Origin of the sequence: Protofrankia sp. Cj3 (assembly GCF_917627355.1) — a bacterium.
In the GTDB taxonomy this organism is placed as follows: domain Bacteria; phylum Actinomycetota; class Actinomycetes; order Frankiales; family Frankiaceae; genus Protofrankia.
The window spans coordinates 13,979-23,331 of record NZ_CAKJTR010000037.1 but is presented as its reverse complement, the minus strand read 5'-3'; the positions used below and the strand labels follow the sequence as shown (position 1 = coordinate 23,331).

Here is a 9,353-nt window from a genome sequence, read left to right as displayed (position 1 = left end):
GCGGGGCTGGGGCACGCACCTCGCCGCGTTGTCGTCGGTCGCCACCCAACACCAGGGTGGCTCCCTCCGCCGCCTCGCGATGCACGCACCCCAGCCCCGCTCCTTGACCCACACCCCTATTGCCGAGCGCTCGTATGACATGCCGGCGGCAGAGAACGGGGATCTTCCGGGTTGCGCGCTGAAAACGCCTCTGGCGGCCGCGTGCCCGTGATCCCTGCCGTTTGCGCCGGAAGTATCAGGACAGCAGGGAACGCAGCACGTACGGCAGGATGCCGCCGTTGCGGTAGTACTCCGCCTCCCCCGGCGTGTCGATGCGGACGATCGCGTCGAACCGCTTGTCGCCGGCCCGCACGACCAGGGTCGCGGTCTGCTCGTCGACCTGGGCGAGCCCGCGGATGGTGAAGATCTCCTCTCCGGTCAGGCCGAGCGAGGCGGCGGACTCCCCGGGCGGGAACTGCAACGGCAGGACGCCCATCCCGATGAGGTTGGATCGGTGGATGCGTTCGTACGACTCGGCGATCACCGCGCGGACGCCGAGCAGCGAGGTGCCCTTGGCCGCCCAGTCACGTGACGAGCCCGAGCCGTACTCTTTGCCCGCGAGTACCACCAGCGGCACCCCGTCGGCCGCGTACCGCTGCGCCGCGTCGTAGATCGCCAGCTGCTCGCCGTCGGGCAGGTGGCGGGTGACGCCGCCCTCGGTGCCGGGGGCGAGCCTGTTACGCAGCCGGATGTTGGCGAACGTCCCACGGATCATCACCTCGTGGTTACCGCGTCGGGAGCCGTAGGAGTTGAAGTCCTTCGGGTCCACCCCGTGCTCGACGAGGTACCGGCCCGCCGGCGAGTCGGGCTTGATGGATCCGGCGGGCGAGATGTGGTCGGTGGTCACCGAGTCGCCGAGCAGCGCCAGCACCCGGGCGTCGACGATGTCCGGGCGTGGCGTCGGCTTCGCCGGCATCCCCTCGAAATACGGAGGATGGCGGACGTAGGTCGAGTCAGGTGCCCAGCTGAAGGTCTGGGACACCGTGCCGCCGTCACCGGTCGGCAGGGACTGCCACCGTTCGTCACCGCTGAGGTCGCCGTAGTCCTCGGTGAACATCTCCGAGCGGATCGCGTCGCTGACCACGGCGGCCACCTCGACCTCGCTCGGCCAGATGTCACGCAGGTAGACCGGGCTGCCCGCGGTGTCGGTGCCCAGCGGGTCGTTGAGCAGGTCGATGTCCATCGTGCCGGCAAGGGCGTAGGCGACGACGAGCGGCGGGGACGCCAGGTAGTTCATCTTGACGTCCGGGTTGATCCGGCCCTCGAAGTTGCGGTTGCCGGACAGCACGCTGACCACCGCCAGGTCACCGGCGGCCACCCCCTGGCTGATCTCCTCCGGTAGCGGCCCGGAGTTGCCGATGCAGGTGGTGCACCCGTAGCCGACCAGGTTGAAGCCGAGCTTGTCCAGGTAGGACGTGAGCCCGGCGCGCTCGTAGTAGTCCATGACGACCTTGGAGCCCGGTGCCAGGGTGGTCTTCACCCAGGGCTTCCGGGTCAGGCCACGGTCGACGGCGTTGCGGGCGAGGATCGCCGCCCCCACCATCACCTGCGGGTTGGATGTGTTCGTGCACGAGGTGATGGCCGCGATGGCGACCGCACCGTGGTCCAGGGAGAAGCTGGTGCCGTCCGCGAGAGTCACCGGGGTCGGGTTGGACGGGCGTCCGCCGAGATCACTGGAAGTACCCGCAGCTGCCTTTGCCGGACCGGCATAGTCGGCGAGCGCGGTGCGGAACGCGGCCTTGGCGGTGCGCAGCGGCACTCGGTCCTGCGGGCGCTTGGGGCCGGCCAGCGAGGGCTCGATCGTGGACAGGTCGAGGGTGAGGGTGGTCGTGTAGACCGGCTCGCGACTCGGGTCGTGCCAGAGGCCCTGCTCCTTGGTGTAGGCCTCGACGAGGTCGATCTGCTCTTTGGGCCGACCGGTCAGCCGCAGGTAGGCCAGGGTCTCCGCGTCCACCGGGAAGATCGCGCAGGTCGAGCCGTACTCGGGGCTCATGTTGCCGATCGTGGCCCGGTTGGCCAACGGGACGTTGCCCACGCCCTCGCCGTAGAACTCGACGAAACGGCCCACCACACCGTGCTTGCGCAGCATCTCGGTGATCGTGAGAACGAGGTCGGTAGCGGTGGTCCCGGCTGCCAGTTCTCCGGTGAGCTTGAATCCGACCACCGTCGGGATGAGCATGCTGACCGGCTGGCCGAGCATGGCGGCTTCCGCCTCGATGCCGCCGACGCCCCAGCCGAGCACCCCCAGGCCATTGATCATGGTGGTGTGGCTGTCCGTGCCGACCAGCGTGTCGGGGTAGGCGAGTGTCCCGTCGGCGGTGTCCTTGGTGAAGACAACGCGGGCGAGGTGCTCCAGGTTGACCTGGTGGACGATCCCGGTGTTCGGGGGGACGACCGTGAAGTTGTCGAAGGCGGCCTGGCCCCACCGCAGGAACTGGTAGCGCTCACGGTTACGGCTGAACTCCAGCTCGGTGTTGCGCGCGAAGGCGTCCGGCTGGCCAAAGACGTCAGCGATGATCGAATGATCGATCACCAGTTCCGCTGGCGCAAGCGGGTTGATCTTTGTCGGGTCGCCGCCGAGCGCCGCCATGGCCTCGCGCATCGCGGCGAGGTCGACCACGCACGGGACACCGGTGAAATCCTGCATGATCACGCGGGCCGGCGTGAACTGGATCTCCTGGCTCGGCGCGGCGGCCGGGTCCCAGGACGCGAGCGCGCGGACGTGGCCGGCGGTGATGTTGGCGCCGTCCTCGGTGCGCAGCAGGTTCTCCAGCAGGACGCGCAGGCTGTAGGGCAACCGGTCAGCTCCGGGAACCGCGTCCAGCCGACGGATTGTGTACCTGCGGTCGCCTACCTTGAGATGACCCGTGCTGCCGAAACTGTCCATATCTCCTCCTCGCCGCGTTTCCTCGCGGACCATCCTGGCGTTCACTCCAGGAACTACCCGGCTCGCTGGGCCCGGGACCAGTAATATCCTATTTACTTAGTATTGCTAAGGATATACCAGAAGATCAGTCGCCGCGTGCGAGGCTCCTGAAGTGTGGCGGCGCACCGGATATGTCATCTAACTGATAGTAATAAGAGGCTCCGGCAATAGGACGTTCGATCAGGGAGCGGCGTCCGGGTGGATGGATCGCGCGGCGGCGGAGGGAGGCGCCCTGTGTGGGGCGTCGACCGACGAGCCGGGGTACCCGTGCATCGCACAGCGATGGACGGGGAGCGATGACGCGAGGCGCCGACCGGGCGGCGCGAGCCGGACACTCCTATTGCCGGATCCGCTAAACGTGGGAACGGTCAGGCGTTCTCGAGGAGATCCGGCGAGACACTCGCCTCGGTGTTTGGCAGCCCGAGCGCGTGCGCCCGCTTATCGGCCAGCGCAAGCAGCCGCCGGATCCGGCCGGCGACCGCGTCCTTGGTCAGCGGCGGGTCCGCGAGCGCGCCCAGCTCCTCCAGGGAGGCCTGGGCGTGCTCCAGGCGCAGCCGTCCGGCGGCGAGCAGATGCCCCGGCGCGTCGTCGCCCAGAATCCTCAACGCGGCCTGGACCCGGGCACCGGCCGCAACCGCCGCGCGCGCGGAACGGCGAAGGTTGGCATCGTCGAAGTTCGCCAGCCGGTTCGCGGTTGCCCGCACCTCCCGGCGCATCCGCCGGTCCTCCCAGGTGAGCAGGCTGTCATGCGCGCCGATTTTTGTCAGCAGCACGCTGATCGCGTCACCGTCCCGGATCACCACCCGGTCAACCCCGCGCACATCCCGGCTCTTGGCCGCGACACCGAGCCGGCGGGCCGCGCCGACCAGCGCGAGCGCGGCCTCCGGCCCCGGCGACGTGATCTCCAAGGAGCAGGAGCGGCCCGGCTCGGTCAGCGAACCGTGGGCCAGGAACGCCCCGCGCCACGCAGCCGCGGCGTCGCAGGACGCGCCCGTCACCACCTGCGGCGGCAATCCCCGCACCGGTCGGCCTCGCTGGTCAAGCAGCCCGGTCGACCGCGCCAGCTGCTCACCGTCACGTTCCACCCGGACGATGTAGCGCGCCGAACGGCGCAGCCCACCCGCGGCGAGCACCGCGATGCCCGACGGGAAGCCGAACACCTCCGCGATCTCGCGGCGCAGCCTGCGGGCGGTGGCACCCGCGTCGAGTTCGGCCTCGACGACGATGCGGCCACGCACGATGTGCAGCCCGCCACCGAAGCGCAACAACGCGGCCATCTCCGCTCTGCGACAACATGGCTTCGCCACCCGCAACCGGCTGAGCTCGTCCTTGACGGTGGCGGTCATTGCGGCCACACGAATCATTCCTCACCTTCACGAGCGGAGACGGTGGCCGCGGGATCGCCGCGCACCGCATCGTCTGAAACCAGCTTGTCGGCCGCGGCCGCGGCCGGACCTGGCCGGGCGCCGGAGCCGGCCCCGGTCATGCCGGCGAACACCGCCTTGAACGCGGCGGCCAGCCGTCGCGGGTCATGGCGCGGCTCACCGGGGTAGGCGACCGGTACGAGGTGCAACCGCGCTCCCAGATCGGCCGCGGCACGGGCGAGCGCACCCGGCTCACCGACCGCGTCACGGTCCGCGATCACGACATCGAACAGGAGGCCCGGCGCATGCTTCCCGATGACCCGCAGATGCGCCTCGGGCGGATAACCGGCGGTCTCACCGGGCTGCGGCACCAGGTTCAGGACCACGACGCGGCGAGCCGGCGACCCGAGCAGGCGCTCGGTCATCTCGGGCACCAGCAGATGAGGCAGCACGCTGGTGTAGAGCGAACCCGGGCCGAACACCACCCACTCGGCCCGCTCGACGGCGTCCAGCGCCGGTGGGCACGCCGGGGGCGTCGCGGGCTGGAGACGCAGGCTCCGGACCCGCCCGGCGGTGGTAGCCACCTCCGCCTGGCCGTGGACCTCGACGACGGCGGCCGGCTGAACCGGGTCGAGTCCGGCCACCTCGGCGACGATGTCGATGCCCGCGTCCGACAGCGGCAGCACCCGCCCGGCGGCCCCCAACAGCCTGGCCGCAAGGTCGAGCGCGGCCACCGCGGAGCCCTGGCGTTCGGCGAGCGCCGTCAGCACCAGATTACCGACAGCGTGACCGGCGAGCGGGCCGCGACCACCGAACCGGTGCTGGAACAGCTCCGCCCAGGTGGCCGACCAGGTGTCGGCACCGGCGAGCGCGGCCAGCGCCATGCGCAGATCACCCATGGGCAGCGCTCCCAGCTCGTTCCGGAGCCGTCCCGACGATCCACCGTCGTCACCTACTGTCACGACAGCGGTGAGATGCTCGGTGATGCGCCGCAACGCCCGCAGGGACGCGGCCAAACCGTGGCCACCGCCGAAAGCCACCACCGCGGGACCGGTACCCGTCACTCTCGCCCCAGATCACGATGGACGACCCGGACGCCGACGCCGTCGCCCGCGAGCCGCGCGGCGAGCTGTTCGGCCAGGGCCACACTGCGGTGCTTGCCACCGGTGCACCCGACCGCGAGTGTCAGATAACGCTTACCTTCCCGCACGTACCCCTCCCCCACCAGCCGCAGCAACGCCGCGTACTGGTCGATGAACTCCGCTGCCCCTGGCTGGGCGAGAACGTAGTCACGAACATCTGGATCACGGCCGGTGAACGGTCGCAGTGCCTCCACCCAGTGCGGATTCGGCAGGAACCGGCAGTCGGCCACCAGGTCGGCGTCCAGCGGCAGACCGTACTTGTAGCCGAAGGAGACCACCGTCGCGTTCAGGCGGTTCCCGCTCGGCTGGCCGAACGCGGTGTCAATCTTGGCCCGCAACTCGTGGACGTTGAGATCGGTGGTGTCCAGGACCAGGTCCGACTCGCCGCGCAGCTCCGCCAGCAGCGCGCGCTCACGGCTGATGCCGTCGACCACCCGCCCGTCGCCCTGGAGCGGATGCGGCCGGCGGACGTGGTCGAACCTGCGGACCAGCGTCTCGTCCGCGGCTTCCAGAAAGAGCACCTGCGGATGCATGCCACGGGCCTCGAGCGCGTCCAGCGTCGCGCGCAGGTCGGAGAAGAACGCCCGGCCGCGGACGTCCACGACCACGGCGATGCGATTGACCGCGCCCTGTGACCGCAGCCCGAGTTCGGTCATGGTGGCCAGCAACGCCGGGGGGAGGTTGTCAACAACGAACCAGCCGAGATCCTCCAGGCACTTGGCCGCGGTGCTGCGGCCCGCTCCGGACAGCCCGGTGATGATGGCGAGGTCAAGCGGCACGGCGGAGGTCATGTGGGAACACCCCAGGTTGACGTGGTATCGGAACCGGGTCCAGCGGTGGTGGTGCCGGCCGCGGCGGCTCCCGATGGCCCCGATTCGGGCGCGGACACCGCGGGCGGGGGCACCGGCGCGGTTCCGTCAGTCCCAAGAATTTCCCCCGTGTACGGGTCGACCGCGGGTGCGGCGGCCGCCACGGTTCCCGGTCCGGCCGCGGCCAGCGCGTCCACCACGGCCTGGGCTGTCCGCCGGCCGATGCCCGGAACCTCGGCGATCTGGTCGACCGTTGCCCGGCGTATCCGAGCGAGCGAGCCGAACGTCGCCAGCAGCGCTTTGCGGCGTGTCTCGCCGAGCCCCGGCACGTCGTCGAGCAGCGAATGAACCATGGCCTGGGAGCGCTTCTGGCGATGATAGGTGATCGCGAACCGGTGCGCCTCGTCCCGGATCCGTTGCAACAGGTACAACGCCTCGCTGGTGCGGGGCAGAATAACCGGATCATCCTCAGCCGGCAGCCACACCTCCTCCAGCCGCTTGGCGAGCCCGCACAGGGCGATGCCGCCGGGGCCGCTGTCGATACCGAGCGTGTCCAGGGCTCGGCGGGCCGCGGCGACCTGCGGGGGGCCGCCGTCGACAACGACCAGGCTGGGCGGGTAGGCAAAACGCCGTGGCTGGTCCGTGACCGGCTCCGGCGGGGTGCTGGACGGGCTCGCCAGCCCGGCGACGTCCCCGGTGCGCGCCTGCTCGGCAAGGTAGCGGCTGAACCGCCGGCTGATCGTCTCGTACATGCTCGCGACGTCGTCTTGCCCGTCCACCCCGCGGATGGCGAACCGCCGGTACTCCGACTTGCGGGGCAGCCCGTCCTCGAAGACGACCATGCTCGCGACGACGTTGCTGCCCCGCAGGTTGGAGATGTCGAACGACTCGATCCGCAGCGGCGGCTCGGCCAGGCCGAGCGCGTCCTGGATGTCCGACAGCGCCCGGCTGCGCGCGGACAGATCACCGGCCCGTTTCGTGCGATGCAGGGTGAAGGCCTGGGCCGCGTTGCGCTCGACGGTCTCCAGCAGGGTCCGCTTGTTCCCACGGCGAGGAACCCGCAGGTCGACCTGGCTGCCGCGGGCGGCACTGAGCAGCGCGGCCACGGCAGCCGCGTCCGGCGGGAGCACCGGGACGAGCACCTCTCGCGGGATCTCGTTGGCGGCGCCGGGACAGGCGAGCCCGCCGGTCGGGGCCGAGCCGGTCGGGGTAGTGGCCGCGGGGGCGGCCTGTGACAGGTACTCCTGGGCGAGGAACTGCTCGACCAGCTCCCCCGTGGTCAGCTCCTCGAGCTTGTCGACCACCCAGCCGCGCTGGCCGCGGACCCGGCCGTCACGCACGTAGAAGACCTGGACGGCGGCTTCAAGATCGTCCTGGGCGAACGCGATGACGTCGGCGTCGGTGCCGTCAGGCAGCACCACGGCCTGTTTTTCCATGGCCTGGCGCAGGGCGCCGATGTCGTCCCGCAGCCGCGCGGCGCTTTCGTACCGCTGCTCCGCCGCGGCCTGCGCCATCTCGCGTTCGAGCGTGCGGATGTACCGGTCGGTCCGCCCGGACATGAAGTCGCAGAAATTCTCGACGATGCGACGGTGCTCGGCCTCGTCGACCCGGCCCACACACGGTGCCGAGCAGCGGCCGATGTAGCCGAGCAGGCAGGGGCGGCCCATCTGGCCCGCGCGCTTGAACACGCCCGCACCGCACGTACGGGCCGGGAAGACACGCAGCAGGAGATCCAGGGTCTCCCGGATGGCCCACGCGTGGGGGTACGGACCGAAGTAACGGACGCCGGCGCGCTTGGGACCGCGCATGACCTGCAACCGGGGGAACTCCTCGTGCAGCGTCACCGCGAGGCTCGGGTAGCTCTTGTCGTCCCGGTAGCGAACATTGAAGCGAGGATCGAACTCCTTGATCCAGGTGTACTCGAGCTGAAGCGCTTCGACCTCCGTCGACACCACCGTCCAGTCGACCGCACTCGCGGTCGTCACCATGTGCTGAGTACGGGGGTGGAGGTTGTGTATATCGGTGAAGTAGGTTGACAACCTGGCGCGAAGGTTCTTCGCTTTGCCCACGTACACCACGCGGCCGTGCTCGTCGGAGAACCGGTACACCCCCGGTGTCGCCGGAACCGATCCCGGCGCGGGACGGTAGGACGCCGGATCAGCCATGAACCGAGCCTACGGCGCGCCGGACAGCCATTGAACAACGCCTCCACGTAACCATTTCATCACGCTGGGCACCTGCTCTTGAAGGGCGGCCATGACCCGGGGCGGAACAAAGCCCCGTGACGACCATGGCTGGGCATATCTCACAGCTGACGGGACACCCGTCATGGCGCGGGGCGGCCGGCGATGCCAGGGTCCATGCTCGGAGACCATGAGCGGTGTGCAAACCATGGCCCGTCAGGCGCTCGCCGTCCGATGGCCACGATGGCCACGACGACCGGTCCGACAGGCGCTGATCCCGCGGCACCTGCGTGCCACCATCCCCGGAGAGGGCCTCCTGAGGCTGGCGTCGACCTTGTCCAGGCTGGTCCCGAACAAGTCCCTTAACGTGTCCCGGGTGGCATCTTGCCTGACCGGCTGTCACCCTCGATACCGCGGTGCACAGCGTCGCTGGATGACGAAGGAGGCACGACGGATGCAGGTGGACGATGTGACCACCGAGTTGGTCGTCAATGACGCACCTTCCCGCGGGCGGCTGACCGTGCTGCAGGTGAGCTGGCGACGGGCCGACCCGCTTGCCGTGACGTTGGAGCTCATCTCCCGGCCCGATCATCCGGCGCTGCCGCGAGGTACCTGGGTGGTGCTGCGAGACGCGCTACGCGCCGGTCTGGACATCCCCACCGGCGGCGGTGACGTGCGGATCACCCCGGAACCGGACCGCGGCTGTGTGCGGCTCGATCTGACATCTCGTGAACTCCACTCCGTCGTCCGGCTGGACATCGAGGCCGCGCGGGCGTTCCTCGACGCGACCGAACAGGTGGTTCCCCGCGGCGCGGAACGTTCTGCCGAGGAACTCGACGCCGTTCTGGCCGATCTTCTACGTACCTGACCTCCACGTACCCGCTCCCGCC

General features: G+C 69.9%; 7 protein-coding genes. 2 read left to right on the top strand and 5 right to left on the bottom strand.

Annotation, left to right across the window (positions count from 1 at the left end; translation table 11 throughout):
• Positions 1-211: hypothetical protein (locus MJ783_RS07435; RefSeq protein ID WP_239309459.1), on the top strand; the 211-nt coding region annotated here is incomplete at its 5' end.
• Positions 212-235: 24 nt separating this feature from the next.
• Here MJ783_RS07435 and acnA read toward each other — a convergent pair.
• The 5 genes from acnA to uvrC all read right to left on the bottom strand — a co-directional run bounded on the left by acnA (position 236) and on the right by uvrC (position 8,445).
• Positions 236-2,926: an aconitate hydratase AcnA gene (acnA, locus tag MJ783_RS07430; protein ID WP_239309457.1), complete on the bottom strand. Its 2,691-nt coding sequence runs from the start codon at positions 2,924-2,926 to the stop codon at positions 236-238.
• Between the two features lie 407 nt (positions 2,927-3,333).
• Entirely contained in the window at positions 3,334-4,329 is a 996-nt protein-coding gene (gene whiA / locus MJ783_RS07425; RefSeq protein WP_239309455.1) for a DNA-binding protein WhiA, read from the bottom strand.
• On the bottom strand, positions 4,326-5,393 hold the full coding sequence (gene yvcK / locus MJ783_RS07420; RefSeq protein ID WP_239309453.1) for a uridine diphosphate-N-acetylglucosamine-binding protein YvcK: 1,068 nt from the start codon (positions 5,391-5,393) through the stop codon (positions 4,326-4,328). Before yvcK ends, whiA begins: the two co-directional genes overlap by 4 nt.
• On the bottom strand, positions 5,390-6,262 hold the full coding sequence (rapZ, locus tag MJ783_RS07415; protein ID WP_239309451.1) for an RNase adapter RapZ: 873 nt from the start codon (positions 6,260-6,262) through the stop codon (positions 5,390-5,392). Before rapZ ends, yvcK begins: the two co-directional genes overlap by 4 nt.
• Positions 6,259-8,445 carry an excinuclease ABC subunit UvrC gene (gene uvrC, locus MJ783_RS07410; RefSeq protein WP_239309449.1) on the bottom strand — a complete coding sequence of 729 codons (2,187 nt, stop codon included), beginning with the start codon at positions 8,443-8,445 and terminating at the stop codon, positions 6,259-6,261. Before uvrC ends, rapZ begins: the two co-directional genes overlap by 4 nt.
• Before the next feature lie 472 nt (positions 8,446-8,917).
• Here uvrC and MJ783_RS07405 point away from each other — a divergent pair, with 472 nt between their 5' ends.
• Entirely contained in the window at positions 8,918-9,331 is a 414-nt protein-coding gene (locus MJ783_RS07405) for an SsgA family sporulation/cell division regulator (RefSeq protein WP_239309447.1), read from the top strand.
• Positions 9,332-9,353 lie beyond the last annotated feature (22 nt).